Origin of the sequence: Paraburkholderia sp. GAS334, assembly GCF_050436625.1 — a bacterium.
Lineage (GTDB): Bacteria > Pseudomonadota > Gammaproteobacteria > Burkholderiales > Burkholderiaceae > Paraburkholderia.
The window spans coordinates 264,353-278,868 of sequence record NZ_JBNDMO010000004.1; the positions used below are offsets into that span (position 1 = coordinate 264,353).

The 14,516-nt window shown below is 58.9% G+C and carries 16 protein-coding genes; 5 read left to right on the top strand and 11 right to left on the bottom strand.

The features are described 5' to 3' along the window. Positions 1-7 precede the first annotated feature (7 nt). Both P3T21_RS10150 and rhaM read right to left on the bottom strand, forming a co-directional pair. Positions 8-901 (bottom strand): amidohydrolase family protein, encoded by an 894-nt coding sequence (locus tag P3T21_RS10150; RefSeq protein ID WP_429255797.1) that lies wholly within the window; start codon positions 899-901, stop codon positions 8-10. A gap of 44 nt (positions 902-945) precedes the next feature. Then, positions 946-1,260: an L-rhamnose mutarotase gene (gene rhaM, locus P3T21_RS10155; RefSeq protein ID WP_429255798.1), complete on the bottom strand. Its 315-nt coding sequence runs from the start codon at positions 1,258-1,260 to the stop codon at positions 946-948. 130 nt (positions 1,261-1,390) lie between these two features. Here rhaM and P3T21_RS10160 point away from each other — a divergent pair, with 130 nt between their 5' ends. After that, positions 1,391-2,371, top strand: coding sequence for a LysR family transcriptional regulator (locus P3T21_RS10160; RefSeq protein ID WP_429255799.1), 981 nt, complete (start codon positions 1,391-1,393; stop codon positions 2,369-2,371). A 4-nt stretch (positions 2,372-2,375) separates the two neighbouring features. Here P3T21_RS10160 and P3T21_RS10165 read toward each other — a convergent pair whose 3' ends face one another. The 7 genes from P3T21_RS10165 to P3T21_RS10195 all read right to left on the bottom strand — a co-directional run bounded on the left by P3T21_RS10165 (position 2,376) and on the right by P3T21_RS10195 (position 9,725). Beyond that, entirely contained in the window at positions 2,376-3,158 is a 783-nt protein-coding gene (locus P3T21_RS10165) for an SDR family NAD(P)-dependent oxidoreductase (RefSeq protein ID WP_429255800.1), read from the bottom strand. Positions 3,159-3,237: 79 nt separating this feature from the next. Next, the gene (gene rhmD / locus P3T21_RS10170) at positions 3,238-4,416 is read right to left on the bottom strand and encodes an L-rhamnonate dehydratase (RefSeq protein ID WP_429255801.1); all 1,179 of its coding nucleotides are present in this window, start codon (positions 4,414-4,416) and stop codon (positions 3,238-3,240) included. Positions 4,417-4,494: 78 nt separating this feature from the next. After that, complete coding sequence (locus P3T21_RS10175; protein ID WP_429255802.1) at positions 4,495-5,817, bottom strand: MFS transporter; 1,323 nt, start codon at positions 5,815-5,817, stop codon at positions 4,495-4,497. Positions 5,818-5,888: 71 nt separating this feature from the next. Further along, positions 5,889-6,641 carry an SDR family NAD(P)-dependent oxidoreductase gene (locus P3T21_RS10180; protein ID WP_429255803.1) on the bottom strand — a complete coding sequence of 251 codons (753 nt, stop codon included), beginning with the start codon at positions 6,639-6,641 and terminating at the stop codon, positions 5,889-5,891. Positions 6,642-6,856: 215 nt separating this feature from the next. Continuing rightward, positions 6,857-8,134: a DUF3734 domain-containing protein gene (locus P3T21_RS10185; protein WP_429255804.1), complete on the bottom strand. Its 1,278-nt coding sequence runs from the start codon at positions 8,132-8,134 to the stop codon at positions 6,857-6,859. A 10-nt stretch (positions 8,135-8,144) separates the two neighbouring features. Further along, positions 8,145-8,927, bottom strand: a complete 783-nt coding sequence (locus P3T21_RS10190; RefSeq protein ID WP_429255805.1) for a 3-hydroxybutyrate dehydrogenase — start codon at positions 8,925-8,927, stop codon at positions 8,145-8,147. 18 nt (positions 8,928-8,945) lie between these two features. Further along, positions 8,946-9,725, bottom strand: coding sequence for an acetoacetate decarboxylase (locus P3T21_RS10195; RefSeq protein WP_429255806.1), 780 nt, complete (start codon positions 9,723-9,725; stop codon positions 8,946-8,948). A 497-nt stretch (positions 9,726-10,222) separates the two neighbouring features. Here P3T21_RS10195 and P3T21_RS10200 point away from each other — a divergent pair, with 497 nt between their 5' ends. Further along, on the top strand, positions 10,223-11,101 hold the full coding sequence (locus P3T21_RS10200) for an SDR family oxidoreductase (protein ID WP_429255807.1): 879 nt from the start codon (positions 10,223-10,225) through the stop codon (positions 11,099-11,101). A 71-nt stretch (positions 11,102-11,172) separates the two neighbouring features. Here the strand turns inward: P3T21_RS10200 and P3T21_RS10205 are convergent, their stop codons facing one another. After that, positions 11,173-11,421 (bottom strand): hypothetical protein, encoded by a 249-nt coding sequence (locus P3T21_RS10205; RefSeq protein WP_429255808.1) that lies wholly within the window; start codon positions 11,419-11,421, stop codon positions 11,173-11,175. 605 nt (positions 11,422-12,026) lie between these two features. On the opposite strand from P3T21_RS10205, the gene P3T21_RS10210 reads away from it, so the two are divergent. From P3T21_RS10210 to P3T21_RS10220, 3 genes are all read left to right on the top strand, one after another. Further along, on the top strand, positions 12,027-12,464 hold the full coding sequence (locus P3T21_RS10210; RefSeq protein WP_429255809.1) for a cupin domain-containing protein: 438 nt from the start codon (positions 12,027-12,029) through the stop codon (positions 12,462-12,464). A gap of 30 nt (positions 12,465-12,494) precedes the next feature. Beyond that, positions 12,495-12,899: a nuclear transport factor 2 family protein gene (locus tag P3T21_RS10215; protein WP_429255810.1), complete on the top strand. Its 405-nt coding sequence runs from the start codon at positions 12,495-12,497 to the stop codon at positions 12,897-12,899. A 152-nt stretch (positions 12,900-13,051) separates the two neighbouring features. Continuing rightward, the gene (locus tag P3T21_RS10220; RefSeq protein ID WP_429255811.1) at positions 13,052-13,447 is read left to right on the top strand and encodes a VOC family protein; all 396 of its coding nucleotides are present in this window, start codon (positions 13,052-13,054) and stop codon (positions 13,445-13,447) included. An 84-nt stretch (positions 13,448-13,531) separates the two neighbouring features. On the opposite strand, the gene P3T21_RS10225 is transcribed toward P3T21_RS10220, so the two are convergent. Continuing rightward, positions 13,532-14,509 carry a helix-turn-helix domain-containing protein gene (locus P3T21_RS10225; protein ID WP_429255812.1) on the bottom strand — a complete coding sequence of 326 codons (978 nt, stop codon included), beginning with the start codon at positions 14,507-14,509 and terminating at the stop codon, positions 13,532-13,534. Positions 14,510-14,516 lie beyond the last annotated feature (7 nt).

Genomic DNA, 14,516 nt, shown 5'->3' on the forward strand with positions numbered 1-14,516 from the left:
CCAGCGTCTAGATACGATAGATGCGCTCGGCGTTGCTTTTGAAGAGTGCATCTTTCTCGTCTTCACTGGCGCCTTCGACGATCGACGCATACGCGTTCCACAAATCCGTGTACGAACCGAACAGCCTGTCGACTGGAAAGTTCGATGCGAACATCGCGCGCGACGTACCAAACGTGTCGATGGTTTCGAGCACATAGGGCCGCAGGCTTTCCACCGTCCATCGATGATCGAACATCGCCAGGCCGCTTATCTTGACGGCGATGTTCTCGCAGCTTGCCAGCAATCGCATACCGTCACGCCACGCGCGAAAGCCCTCGACGCTGTTGCGGTCCACAAACATGCCGGCATGATTGATGATGAACTGCGTCCCCGGATGCGCATTCGCCAGCGCCGCCGCTTCCGTCATCTGCGACGGATAAAGCTGCAGATCGAACGACATTCCATGCCGTCGCAGCAGCGAAAAGTTCTCGCGCCATAGCGGGTCACGCATCAGATGCCGACCGATGTAGTCGTATAGCCGCGTGGCATGCACGTTCAATATCTGCCGCACGCCGCGCGTATTCGCAAACGCCGCGTGACCTTCGAGCACTTCAGCAGCATTCGATACAGACAGGTCGACTGCCGCAACGATGCCCTGCGGCATCCCGCGCGATTCCGTTGCATCGGCAACCTGTTGCAGCCAGCGCGTCTCTTCGACTGGATCAGCCGGATCGTGGTTCGCCTCGACGTGGACGACTTTCAGCACTTCGATGTCGCGCGCGTCGGCGTGCAGATCGGCGATCAGATAGTCGTGCTTCAACTCGCGTGCGTCGCCAACGAACGACACGCCCGGGTTTGCCAGCCACGGATAGTGATGCGTTTTCAGGTCCCACAGATGAATGTGCGGGTCGACCACTTGCATGGGGCACCCTCCGCCCGTTGAAGGTTTAAGTGTTTAAAGGTCGTTCAGGGAAGATGGAACACCGGCACGAGCGTTTGCTGCAACGGCGTGTGATCGGGAGCCGTCTGCATGATGTCGGCCATGTGATCCCACCATTTGCGCATCACGTCGAGAGCGGGTAGCTGGTCCATCGTATGGTCGACAGGGCGCGCGAGCACGGCGAACAGATGGTTCGTCTCTTCATCGAGGAAGATCCGATAGTCGTGCACGCCAGCGTTGTGCAGTGCATCAACGAGGTCTGGCCAGATGTCCCGGTGCCTGCGTTCGTATTCTTCGCGCATGCCGGGGTTGAGCATCATCCGGAAAGCCACTGTCTCCATCACCTCGTGTCTCCAGTTGTGTTCTGCGCTTTCTCGGGCGAAGCGTCTGGAACGACTATAATTCCGGCGTCGATAGCATCTCAATCCGAAGTTGGGATTGGGCGATACTGAAACCGAATCGCACAGGTCCATGAACCACAACGCTTCTACGGTCGCCCTCGTCAACAGGCTCAAGTTCAAACACCTTGCGCTTCTCGTTGCGCTCGACGACGCGCGCAACGTCCACCAGGCCGCTGAAGCGATCAACGTCGCGCAACCAAGCGCCAGCCGTATGCTCGGCGATATCGAGGAAGCGTTTGGCTTCCTGCTTTTCGAGCGCAACGCCCGCGGCATGCAGCCTACGCCGCTCGGCGTCGTCACCCTTGCCTACGCCCGGCGCGCGCTCGCCGAATTGACGCGCTTCGCCGAAGACCTCGACGTCAAACGTAAAGGCGGTCACGGCCAGTTGACCGTCGGCGCCATCATGGGCGCCGCGCCCGATCTGCTGGCCATGGCCGTCGCCGCGCTCAAGACCGAGCGGCCGCTTCTCAATGTGCGCATCCTCGGTGAAACCAGCGATCAGGTTGTCCAGTTGCTGCATCGCCGCGAAGTCGACCTCGCGCTTGGCCGGCTGACAAGTCCGCTGCAACACAATGACTTCAGCTTCGAACTGCTTGCCCGCGAACCGTTGCTGCTCGTCGTTCGCAGTGCGCATCCGCTTGCCGGCTGCAAATCGATCACACTTCGTGAGCTGATCGAGTGGCCGTGGGTCGCGCAACCGCTGTCGAGCCCTGCGCGCGTGCTCTTCGAAGAAGAACTTGCGCGCGCCGGTCTCGCGACGCCGGTGAATCTGACCGAATGCGCGTCGATCTTCGCGACGCTCCAGTTACTTGAGAACTACGACGCCGTTGCGATGCTGCCGGAATCCGTTGTGCGCGACCACGTGCGCGGCAAACTGCTCGTCGCGCTGCCTGCTGAAATCGGCAAAAGTCTGCCAGGCTTCGGCATTCTCACCCGCAAGGGCGAACCGCTTGCCGAGCCTGCGGAGCACTTTGTCGACCTGCTGCGCGGGTTTTCGAAGTCGCTCGCACGCGACGACGTCCATGCCGTCGCGCCACAACCCGCGCATTGAATACTCACTGAAGGTTGACGAAAAGGCCGCCGTCCACCAGCAATGCAGCACCTGTCACATAGCGGGCACGGTCGGAAGCCAGAAACACCACGCACTCCGCGACATCGTCCGGCCGGCCCAGTCTGCCTAGCGGAATGCGTTTTTCGAAGTACGCTTTCTTGGCTTCGTCGGCGAGATCTTCTGCGTTCAGATCGGTGGCAATCGTGCCCGGCATCACCGAATTACAGCGGATGCCATACGGTCCCAACGCGACCGCGCATGACTGCATCAGCGAATGCACGCCCGCTTTAGTCGGCGTGTAATGCGTCTGCATGCCGCCGCCCACCAGTGCACTGATCGAACTCGTCGCGACAATCGCGCCGCCTGTGCCCTGCTCTTTCATCTGCCGCGCCGCCGCCTGCGTCACATAGAACGCGCCATTCAGGTTGACGCCAACCGTCGTTTCGAGCACCTCAGCGGGCATGTCGAGAAACGCGTGGAACGGACAGATGCCGGCATTGCTTGCGAGTACATCGACCTTGCCGAACGCATCGACGGTACGGCGCACGAGTTCCGTGCCTGTTTCCGGGAGCGCGACGTTACCTTCGACCGCGATCACGCGACGTCCCAGCGCTTCAATTTCGCCGACGACTTCTTCGACCGCCGAACGGCGTCCATACGACGCGTCGTTATCGCCCCAGAAGTTGATCGCCACGTCGGCGCCTTCGGTTGCGCACGCAACGGCTATCGCGCGACCGATACCGCGCGACCCACCGGTGACGATCACTACCTTGTCCTTGAGCAGCACGTCTTTTCCTCCGCTTTTCAGCTATATCGTTGCGAATCCGCGCGAGCCGTTCAATACGCATTACGCGTTCAATTCACGTCTAGTGCGAATACGGACGCGCCAGCGCGCATTCTGGATTCAACCGCACGCCGAACCCCGGCGTTTCAGGCACTTTCATGCGGCCATTCACGGGCACGGGTTCATCGAGCAGCAATGGCGTGAACATCGGTACAACCTGGTCCGCCTTCGGCGCCATCATCAGGAATTCCGCAAACGGCGAGTTATGACGCGTCACGACAAAGTGATAGCTATACACCGACGAACCATGCGGCACCACCATCACGTTGTGCGCATCGGCGAGCGCGGAAATCTTGATCAGTTCCGTAATGCCGCCGCACCAGCCGACGTCCGGCTGGATCAGATCGCAGCACTCCATCTCCAGCAGCATCCTGAAGCCCCAGCGCGTCGCTTCATGTTCGCCCGTCGACACCATCATGCCGCGAGGCACGTTGCGGCGCAGTTCGGCGTAACCCCAGTAGTCATCCGGCGGCAGACATTCCTCGACCCACTTTAGACCGTATTCATGCGCGGCCTGCGCAAGACGTGTCGCGTAGGGCACGTCAAGGCTCATCCAGCAGTCGAGCATCAACCAGAAATCGTCACCGACTTTCGAGCGCATGTCGGCCAGCTTTGCGATGTTCTTCTTGAGACCTTCTTCACCTTCTGCGGGGCCGTGCTGCAACGGCATCTTGCCGCCGATAAAGCCCATCTGCTTTGCAAGGTCGGGGCGCGCGCCCGTCGCGTAGAACACCAGCTCATCGCGTACCGGTCCGCCCAAAAGCTGATACACCGGCTCCTTGCGCACCTTTGCGAGCAGATCCCACAACGCGAGATCGACGCCCGAAATCGTGTTCAGCACCACGCCCTTGCGACCGTAGTAGAGCGTGGCGAAATACATCTGATCCCACATTTTCTCGATGTCGGTGACAAGCTGCCCCTCAAGAAAGCGCGCGAGATGCTTTTCCACGATGAACGCGCCAATCTCGCCGCCCGTCGTGACCGCAAAGCCAACCGTTCCATCACTGGCTTCGATCTCGACCACAAGCGTGCCCAGCACATTGATCCCGAACGACCGACGGCTTTGCCGGTATTCCGGGTAACGCGCCATCGGCGTCGAGATGTGATCGTCGATCCAGTGACCGTCGGCCTGGTCGTGATAATCGGCGCCGCCGCCGCGAACGATGAAGGCACGCACGTGCCGGATAGTGGGCATGGCCATGAGGATGGGCTCCGTGTTGTCCGTATGTAAGTGCGTCCGTTAGCGCCTGTTCACGCGTGTATCGGTGCGTGGGTTGCGTTAGCGGGAGTGATGAATCGGGTGATGAAACAGCGAAAGCGAACCGTCTTCGCTGCGGCGAAACAGTGTGGCGATCAGGAGCGCGGGGAGCACGCTGGCCGCGCCGAGTACGATCAGCCCGGCCGACATCGACGGGAATGCCTGGTCGACGCCCGTGCGCAATGTAGGCGCGATAAAGCCACCGATACTGCCCAGCGAATTGATCAACGCGATACCACCCGCAGCGGCAGCACCCGTGAGGTAACGCGTCGGAAAGGTCCAGAAGAGCGGCTGTGCCGCGATAAAGCCACTGGCCGCGCAGCACAACGCAATGAGTGCAAGCGCCGGACTATGCAGCAATCCTGACAGACCGATCCCGCAACCTGCGACGACCAGCAACAGCACGGCCCAGCTACGATGCCCGCCTGTGCGATCCGCGCGACGCGGCACGTACCAGGTGACCGCAACCGCGCACAACCACGGCAACGCTGTCACGAGGCCGACGCGCAGCCCGACCTTCGTGCCAAGCAGCGCCGCAACCTGTTGCGGCAGATAGAAGATCACGCCGTACACGCTGGTCTGGATCAACAGATAGATGAACGAAAGCGCAAGCACGCGGCGATCGCAAAGCGCGGCCAGCACGCCGCGCGGGCCATGTGCGGCGGCCTCGCGGGCGTCCTCATCGAGCGCGGCTGCGAGCAGGTTGCGTTGCGTGTCATCAAGCCATCGGGCATCCGCGGGCCGGTTGTCGAGATACCAGAACGCCCATACGCCGACTGCAGAAGCCAGGCCACCTTCGATCAGAAACAGCCACTGCCAGCCCGCAAGGCCGAGCGCGCCATGCAGATCGAGCAGCAGGCCCGACAGCGGACTGCCGAAAATAAACGCGAGCGGCGCGCCGAAGTAGAACACGCCGACGGCACGCGCCCTGGCTGATTGCGGAAACCAGTGTGTCAGGTAGTAGATGATGCCGGGGAAGAAACCCGCCTCGGCGACGCCGAGCAGAAACCGCAGCGTATAGAACGCAAATGGCGTATGCACCAGCGCCATGCCCGCAGAAACGATGCCCCACGTCACCATGATGCGGCACATCCACAACCGCGCGCCGACGCGATGCAGCAGCAGATTGCTCGGCACTTCAAACAGCGCATAGCCGACGAAGAACACGCCTGCGCCAAACGCAAAGGCGGCATCGGAAAGACCTGTATCGTGCTGCAGCGCCTTTTGCGCAAAGCCGATGTTCGCGCGATCGAGGAAGGCCAGCACGTACATCAGCAGCAGGAACGGCAATAGCCGCCGCATGACCTTGCCGATAACTGCCTCGGTCGAGGAAGTCGTGTTCATCGTGTCTCCTGATTCGTCCGGCTTCGTGGCCGGTTCGACAAGCCTGTCTTCCTGTGCCGGCCTGGAACGCGTCAGTAAGTCGCGCGGCCGCCGGACAGATCGAACACCGAGCCTGTGCTGAACGCACAGTCTTCAGAAGACAGCCAGAGGATCAGTGACGCGGCTTCTTCGGGCAACAGGAAGCGGTTCATCGGAATCTTCGACAGCATGTAGTCGATATGTTCCTGCGCCATCGAATCGAAGATTTCGGTTTTTGCTGCGGCTGGAGTGACCGCGTTGACGAGGATATTGCTGGTGGCCAGCTCCTTGCCAAGCGATTTGGTGAGCCCGATCAGGCCGGCTTTCGAAGCGCTATAGTGCGAAGCGTTCGGATTGCCTTCCTTGCCCGCGACCGACGCGATATTGACGATGCGTCCATAGCCCTGCTTCAACATCTGCGGAACGATGGCGCGGCTTGTCAGGTACGGGCCGATCAGGTTCACATCGATCACGCGCCGCCACACGTCCGGGTCCAGTTCCCACAATTTGCCGTTGCCGCCGGTGATGCCCGCGCAGTTGATCAGCACGTGGATCGCGCCGTGTTGCTCGATGGTTCGATTCGTTGCGTCCGCAACGGAAGCTTCACTTGTCAGCTCGACGACGGCGGAAGTTACCTTGCCGTGTTCACTGAGTTCGCGCTCGCTGCGCGCGAGCCGGTCGGCATCGACGTCCCATAGCGCCACTGACGCGCCCGACTGCAGCGCCCGCTGCGCCACCGCGTACCCAATACCGCGCGCGCCACCAGTAATGACGACGACGCGGTTGTCCAGATCGATCCGGTTCATTGCTGTCTCCTGCACCTGGCTTGAATGTTTATGTAGCCAATATACGGGGAGACCGATAGCTCAACAATTCGAGTATTGGATGTGGTGATAACAAAAGCGGATTGGCGGACGGGCGGCAAGGCGGGTGCTCGTACATAGCGGCCGTCCCGCTACCGCTTTACGAGCCCATCCTCGTTGTAATTTTTACAACACCAGACTTCCACGGCGTCGCGACTCTAGCGGGTGTCTGACGGCGCTTCCGCCACCGCGTCAACTAACTCCGATGGTTTCGGCATGGCTTCGAATGTATCGGAAACTGGAGCCGGACCTGCTTCATGGCGATGGACGTCATGCGTAACGAAGCCAAGGTCATGGTCTGGAACCTCGAACCAGTCGGGATTACCGAACGAGCGGCGGATGTCCTCGAGGCCGCTCGCCCAATGTTCGCCCATGGTGTCGTTGCTGAACTCATAGTCCTTGTAGTGACCTTCAAAAAACTTGTTCTTGTAGATAAGGTGCACGACATTGACCGCACCGCCGTCTGCGACTTTCTGTGCCTGCCGGACTAGCGGGTGTGTATGCCGCACTGTCTCTGGAATGTGTTCAAGCAGTTCCTTGATCAGGCGAGCATGCTTCTGGCTCTGCGACACGAACGCCGTGATGGCGCGGGTCCGGCTTGAGTATTGAATGTCCTTGGCCCGCTCGGCGACATCAAGCAAATCGCCAGGTAGCGTTCCTCTTGCGCTCCACAGGTCAACCTGGAAGACCAGCGTATCTTTGTGCTGGCATTCCCTGACGATTTCCGTGAGCGGCGTGTTTGAGACCAGACCTCCGTCCCAGTAATATTCTCCGTCGATTTCTACTGCTGGAAAGCCCGGCGGCAACGCACCAGACGCCATAAAGTGCTCCGGCTCGAGACGAGTCTGCGTGTTGTCAAAGTACACCAGATTGCCCGTTCGAACATTGACCGCACCGACGGAAACGCGAACGTCACCGTCGTTAATACGGTCGAAATTGGCGTACTTGACGAGCGTCGCACGCAACGCCGTCGTATCGTAAAAGCTCACCTCGTTCGGCTGTTTCTTTGCAACGCCGGCGATAGGTACGGAAAAGCGCGGCGCGAAAAAGCCCTTTTGACCTTCAGTTAAAGCGCGACCGGCAGCCCACATGCTCGACCACTTGCGCCCAACGTTCGGAAACCCAAGCGCTGCCGGGACCAAAGCGCCAACGTGCCCGAATAAGTCCGCTGGTTGACAGATGGTGTTCCAGAAGCCGCGCAATGCTTCTACCCGGTCCTCTGGTGCGTTGCCTGCGATGATGGCGGTATTCAAGGCGCCAATCGAGATGCCCGATATCCAGGTGGGTTCGACACCCACTTCTGCAAGCCCCTCATAGACGCCGGCCTGATAGGAACCCAACGCGCCACCGCCCTGCAGGACCAGACCGATTTCGTCGTAGGAAGGTAGCTCAAGATGATTCGGTTGCTTCAATGTATTGCGTTGACTGCGGCGCATCGTCGGCTCCTCATTGCATGAACCAGCCGTGACTGACCACAATCGACTGTCCGGTCAGCGCTGCTGATTCAAACCCTGCCAGGAAGGCCACCGTTCGGGCAACATCGGCTACGGTGGTAAATTCGCCGTCGACGGTTTCCTTCAGCATCACGTCCTTAACGACTTGAGCTTCCGGAATACCGAGCGCTTTCGCCTGTTCCGGAATCTGCTTGTCAACCAGTGGAGTACGGACAAAGCCCGGACATACAACATTCGCTCTCACGCCGCGTGAGCCACCCTCCTTCGCCACGACCCGAGCAAGACCCAGCAGACCGTGCTTGGCGGTGACGTAAGCCGACTTCAGCTTTGACGCTTCGTGTGAATGAACGGAGCCCATGTAGATGATGGAGCCTCCCTTTCCAGAAGCGTACATATGCCTGATAGCAGCCTTCGTGGTCAGAAATGCGCCATCCAGGTGAATGGCGAGCATCTTCTTCCAGTCGGAATAGGCGTAGTCTTCAATCGGGTTGACAATCTGAATGCCCGCGTTCGACACCAGCACATCGATGCCGCCAAGTTTGCCAACTGCGTCTTCAATGCCTGCGTTGACCGCTTCCTCGCTCGTGACGTCCATCGACACCGCAAGTGCTTTTCCACCCGTGGCGACGATACTGTCCGCGACCTGCTGCGCGTTTGTCAGATTCAGGTCAGCAATGACAACCGCCGCGCCGTCCGAGGCCAGCTTGCGTGCGCATTGTTCGCCAATACCGCTTGCGGCGCCGGTCACAAGCGCGACTTTTCCTTCCAGCGACATAAGTTGCTCCTTGCTAGATTACTGGTTCACGGCAAGCTTCAGTGCTTCCGCCGGGGCGAGGTAGTCGTAAGCGACTTCGCCCACATCGAGGGTGAGATTTGCAATGACGTGTCTGGCGCCCACTACCCTTTTGACAGGGAGGTCAGCGACCGGCGCCAACGCATGTGCGTGCAGCTCGAGCGCAGCGGGGCCTTCCCATGCACCGAGCACAGAAACGTCGCGCAGGTAGAACCGTACGAGTTCACAAATCCGCGGTGAGCCATCCACATGTGGGATGACCTTCAACAGGTAATTGGGTGTGTCCGCGAGTTTCTTGCGTTCAGATTCGATATCGAGCGGGCGGTACTTGTAGCCCATGGTGCCAGCAGCGACCCGTTGCGTCCCATAGTCGAGTGTGCCGAGCAACGTATCTTTTCCGTCAACAGATAAGCGGGGTGAAGCGAGTTTTTTCGGGAAACCCCAAATCTCTCGACCGCCAGCAATTGGACCTTCGTCGTCGAGATACATCGCGTGCGTATAGCTGCCTTTCTGGCCGGCTTCGTCCAGGACCGATATGACCTGACCACTCTCTGTGTAGTCGCCAAATCCGGATGAATCTGGCATACGGATGAACTCGTAGTGAACAAGACCATTGTCGACCGTCAGGGGCTCCGGCACGACTGCGCGAACCGCGTCCATGTCGGTCTCGTACGAAACGATGAAGTATTCGCGGTTGAGGAACCGAAATGGCGGACGTGGGTAGGCCGGGTTGTGCACAGGCATTGCGAAGGCATTCTTGCGGATTTCATCGAGTGTCACTGCAATTTTTCCGTCAGATAGCGAAGTCGCCATCTTAGAGGCAAATCGCAGTGACCTTCAGTGAAGCGAACATGGCGAACAATGAATCCGCGACCGGCGCGGCAGGCGTCAAGCGTCCATCCCGCATGGGTTTGAGCCGCGTTTAAGCTTACCTCGATGCCACATTGGCCGACTTCGCAAAACACTGTTGCAGGACGGATTTTGGTGTTGAGGGGAACCAACGCTTAAGACTGGGAGTCACTGCACAGGCCTGGACTGAGAGTCGGACGATATGGCACTCTCGCATTGCACTTTATCGGTCGTGTGCAGCGACCATCCTCGAACTCTGAGCGGAATACATTTCTCGTTGAGGCAACACAGTGCATCAGCTGTCGAACGATGAGCACTCGCGAATATTTGGCCTGTAAAGTCTTCTTGTTGCCGTCCACGACTCCAATGCCATCGGCGCCGCAATAGCTACAGAAGCGTATGCTGCAGTAAATCATCAGGAGACGACCATGGACCTTGCCGGGAAGACCCTATTCATGTCCGGTGGCAGCCGCGGCATCGGACTCGCGATTGCACTGAGAGCCGCACGCGACGGCGCGAACATCGTGATTGCCGCAAAGACCGCGGACCCAGACCCCCGTCTCGAGGGTACGATTTATACAGCGGCTGCCGCTATTGAAGCTGCTGGCGGCAAGGCGCTCCCGCTTGTTGTGGACATTCGCGACGAGGAACGCGTGAAAGCCGCGGTTGCAGAGACCGTCGGGTTATTCGGCGGCATCGATATCCTCGTGAACAATGCCAGCGCCATTCGATTGACTGGCACACTTGACACACCGGTCAAACGGTATGACCTGATGCATGGAGTCAATGGCAGAGGCACGTTCGTATGCGCACAGGCCTGCCTGCCTCACCTCCTCGATTCGTCGAACCCGCACATCCTCACACTGTCGCCGCCTTTGGTCAGCGACGCGAAGTGGTTTAAAGATTTTCCCGCATACGCAATCGCAAAATACACGATGAGCCTGTTCACGCTGGCGCTTGCTGGCGAGTTCAAGGACCGCGGTGTCGCGGTCAATTCACTATGGCCCAGAACCGCCATCGCAACTGATGCGGTGCGAAACGAGATTGGCGGCGCGGACATGATTGCGGCATGTCGCAAGCCGGAAATAGTCGCCGACGCGGCCCACTTTATCCTGACGCGCCTCGCTAAAGAGTGTTCGGGAAATTTTTTCCTCGACGACGAAGTCCTGCTGGCAGCAGGCGTGCGGGACTTTGCACAGTACGACATGCAGGCTGGAGCGGCGTTGCAAACAGATTTCTTTGTAGAGGCGTTGCCGGGAATGCTACCAGCGGACAATATGATGAACTCGGGCCAAGGCTCGCGATAAGTAGCGACCATGGATATCCTTGAAGCAGAGCATCGCAGTTCCCATTGGCCCGAACGCCTGACAACCCGCACTTAGACAATGCGCAGCAACGACATCTGACTTTCAAGGAAGGCGCGCAGTTCGTCCGGGTCTGGACGTGTTCCCCAATTGCGGGCACCAGCGACCGACGCGATGGCAATCCATGAGTTCGGTGGAAACCATTCACGTAAGAGCACTCCCTCCTGGGAAATGCGAAGACGGCCGGTTTGCTCGCAGTACTCTGCGCACATCTCCGCGTCGCCCAGTTGTGCGGTCACCTGGAGGCCAGGGCTTTTCTGCATGGTGTTCTCCCGCAAGTTGAGGCGCTGTCGGCTCCGACGTGTGCCAGGGGTTGACTGGAGTGACTGCGGCGTCGACCCGCGACAATGCCCGCCATTGCGCCGATTTGACATCTCCCGATCGAAATCGGGTCAATGGCCACGCAAACTCAGCGTTAACTGCCAGTGACTGAAGTCTAGGGACTGCACGCATTTACAGGTGAAACGGACCTAAGAGATTGGTAACGTGGAGTTACCGTCCACGTCGCGACCAAAGAGCGCTGCACTGCCTCGGATAACCGGTCTTCACAATGCTCAGGCTACTTGCACCCGATGCATCGCACGACGGAAATGATTACGTATGTCGTTTTCGTCGGAAAACATGACCACGGGCATGACATTAAGATCATTCGATAAGGGGGTGTCAGGGTCGCGGCGTCACCTGGTTAGACGGGGCACCGGCCAGGTATTTAAAGCGTATTAAGCAGTTGGCGAATCTACACTGCGCTGGCAGGCAACTCGACGTGCACTAGCGTGCAATCGTCGACCCGCCCCCTGACATATCGTTGAATCACACGCCCAAACCTTGCCGGACTCGACAGCGGTTCGGCGAAAATCAGGAGACGACGATGGAAATCAAGCCGAAGGTTCGCGAAGAAGCAGTGCAAATCAATGATATTCCGTGGAAGGCGTTTCCCGACGCGCTTTCGAAAGGAGGTATCCGCTGGAAGATGCTCCATGCGTCTCCGGAAATGGGCGCATGGACCGCGATTTTCGACTGCCCCGCAGGCTCGTCCTTCAATGCGCACTTTCACGTCGGGCCGGGTGAATACCTGCTGACGAAGGGTCGAATGGATGTCCGTGGTGGCCGTGAACAGGGCGGCGACACGGTTGTTGCGCCGGCATATGGCTACGAGTCCGCAAATGCCCGTCACGACAAGACCTACTTCCCCGTCGATAGCGAGTTTTACATGACCTTTCTTGGTCCGCTGTCATTCATCAAGGAAGACGGTACGCCTATTGTGGTTGTGACGTGGGACGAGGCGCAGCGCGCATACGCAGGCTGACCATACCCGCGACCTCGTCATGCGCCGGCAATGGCCAGCATTGCCGGTTCCCCAGTTGATTCTTCATGGAAACTCGACATGTCATATTCATCTGAACAGGCACAGGGAGCAACGAGACAGGTTCTCGACCATCATCTCGGCGCGTTTGCCAACGGTCTCGATGAGATTCTCAAGGACTATGACGACAACTCCACTCTCATCACACCCGACAGGACCTTTCGTGGCCGGGACGAGATAACCGGTTTCTTCAAAGCCTTCCTGGACGGCGCCGACCCCGCCTTCTGGCCGGCGTTCAAAATCACCAGCCTCAGTACGGCGGGCGAGATCGCATACCTCGCGTGGGAGGCGAAGCCATGGGTCACGCTCGCGACGGACACACTGTTCATTAAAGACGGAAAGATTGCGGTTCAAACGTTTACATCGTTCTCGGCCTGACTCATCGACTAAACGGAAGAGCAAATCAAGTTACATTCATGGCGGCCTCATCCGCATTGACGACGGTGAAACGCTCTGCCGCTCCCCGGTTTAACCGGCTCAGCCCGACGCGGCCATGTGACCGCGTCGTGGTCTACGCATCGAGGAAATAGTTGGCCAAAATCATTCATTCGATGGTGCGGGTTCACGACCTTGAGCGATCCTTGCAGTTCTACAAGGACGCTCTCGGCCTGTCGATAAGCCACCAGCTGGATTTCCCGGACTTCTCTCTTGTCTATCTTCGCAACGAAGAGAACGATTTCGAAATTGAACTGACGTGGAACAAGGGTCGCGAACCGGCATACACGCACGGTGACGGCTACGGGCATATCGCCGTGGCAGTTGCAGGGCTGGAAAGCGAGCACGCGCGGATGACCGGACTCGGCATCAATCCGACGTCCGTGAAGGAGTTCAAGCGCGGAGAAGAAATGCTCGCACGGTTCTTCTTTATCCAGGACCCAGACGGCTACAAGATTGAGGTCCTGGAGCGTTCGGGACACTACGTCTAGAGCGGCGTGGACGTCGAACGGTTTCATCTCATTCGCTTCACCGTGCGAGTCGATCCGTCGGGATTCAAAACCAACCGCTTTGTCTCACGCCAATTCGTCCAGGGGACCAACGCCTGTTGTCCTGCGTACGTCGCCCGGAGAGGCGCCGTACTTCTCCTTGAATGCGCGGCAAAAATGGCTTGTCGAATTGAAGCCCCAACGAAACGCAATCTCGGATATTCTCTGCCGGTTGTATGCAGGGTCCGTCAGTGCCTGTTTGCAGGCGTGCAAACGCCTATCCATCACCCACTCTGAAACAGTCATGTCGCTGCGCTGAAACAGCATATGCAGGTATCGCAGCGAAATGTGATTTGCGTCCGCGATGCGGCCTGGGCCAAGGTCGTCTTCATGCAGATGCTGCAGGATGTAGTCTTGCACGCGCCTCAGCATGGCCGCACTTGCGTCGAACGTCGCTGACGGTTGCTGTCCCGATAGCGCGATGCCTAGCAGTTCGAGCGTGGACCTGCTGACAGAACCTTTAACGCTCTCGTCGAGTGTTGCGATTTCATTCGAAAGAGCCAGCAGGTGTACCGCCAGCAGCGAGCCGACGCCTGTACGGCTTTCGATTTTTCCACCGGTCGGGGGTTGCTTTCGCTCCGGCAGCCGTTCCCGCATCACTGACCACGGAATCATGAGTGTTACCTTGTGCAGGCGCTCAAGAACCTCAAATTCCACTGCCTGGCCCGTTGTCCAGACGACGACATCACCGGATGTAACTTCAACGCCACAATCGCCAATCCTAAAGCGTTCCCGCCCTCCCGTCGTGAGCTGCACGCCAACGTAGAGCTCGTCATCGTGGCGGACCTGGCCACGCGTGCGCTGCCCTGTGCACGGGTCGCACACCGTCTCGACAATCCCGGCTCCGGCGAAGTCATGTTGTTTGACGTGGGCGTAGAACGTAGCAGGAAGGCGATGTGGGACTTGCCACTCGCGGTAGCTGGTACTAAGCACTGACTGCCAGGCGTCAGTGCGGTCACCGGGCGGGACGTCGCTGCTTGACCATTCGGTTGATTGATTTCGCACCTCATGT

Excerpts from the sequence above, each read along its gene's own strand:
- P3T21_RS10150 (WP_429255797.1), bottom strand. The coding sequence starts at position 901 with ATGCAAGTGGTCGACCCGCACATTCATCTGTGGGACCTGAAAACGCAT.
- rhaM (WP_429255798.1), bottom strand. The coding sequence starts at position 1,260 with ATGGAGACAGTGGCTTTCCGGATGATGCTCAACCCCGGCATGCGCGAA.
- P3T21_RS10160 (WP_429255799.1), top strand. The coding sequence starts at position 1,391 with ATGAACCACAACGCTTCTACGGTCGCCCTCGTCAACAGGCTCAAGTTC.
- rhmD (WP_429255801.1), bottom strand. The coding sequence starts at position 4,416 with ATGGCCATGCCCACTATCCGGCACGTGCGTGCCTTCATCGTTCGCGGC.
- P3T21_RS10175 (WP_429255802.1), bottom strand. The coding sequence starts at position 5,817 with ATGAACACGACTTCCTCGACCGAGGCAGTTATCGGCAAGGTCATGCGG.
- P3T21_RS10180 (WP_429255803.1), bottom strand. The coding sequence starts at position 6,641 with ATGAACCGGATCGATCTGGACAACCGCGTCGTCGTCATTACTGGTGGC.
- P3T21_RS10185 (WP_429255804.1), bottom strand. The coding sequence starts at position 8,134 with ATGCGCCGCAGTCAACGCAATACATTGAAGCAACCGAATCATCTTGAG.
- P3T21_RS10190 (WP_429255805.1), bottom strand. The coding sequence starts at position 8,927 with ATGTCGCTGGAAGGAAAAGTCGCGCTTGTGACCGGCGCCGCAAGCGGT.
- P3T21_RS10200 (WP_429255807.1), top strand. The coding sequence starts at position 10,223 with ATGGACCTTGCCGGGAAGACCCTATTCATGTCCGGTGGCAGCCGCGGC.
- P3T21_RS10205 (WP_429255808.1), bottom strand. The coding sequence starts at position 11,421 with ATGCAGAAAAGCCCTGGCCTCCAGGTGACCGCACAACTGGGCGACGCG.
- P3T21_RS10210 (WP_429255809.1), top strand. The coding sequence starts at position 12,027 with ATGGAAATCAAGCCGAAGGTTCGCGAAGAAGCAGTGCAAATCAATGAT.
- P3T21_RS10215 (WP_429255810.1), top strand. The coding sequence starts at position 12,495 with ATGGCCAGCATTGCCGGTTCCCCAGTTGATTCTTCATGGAAACTCGAC.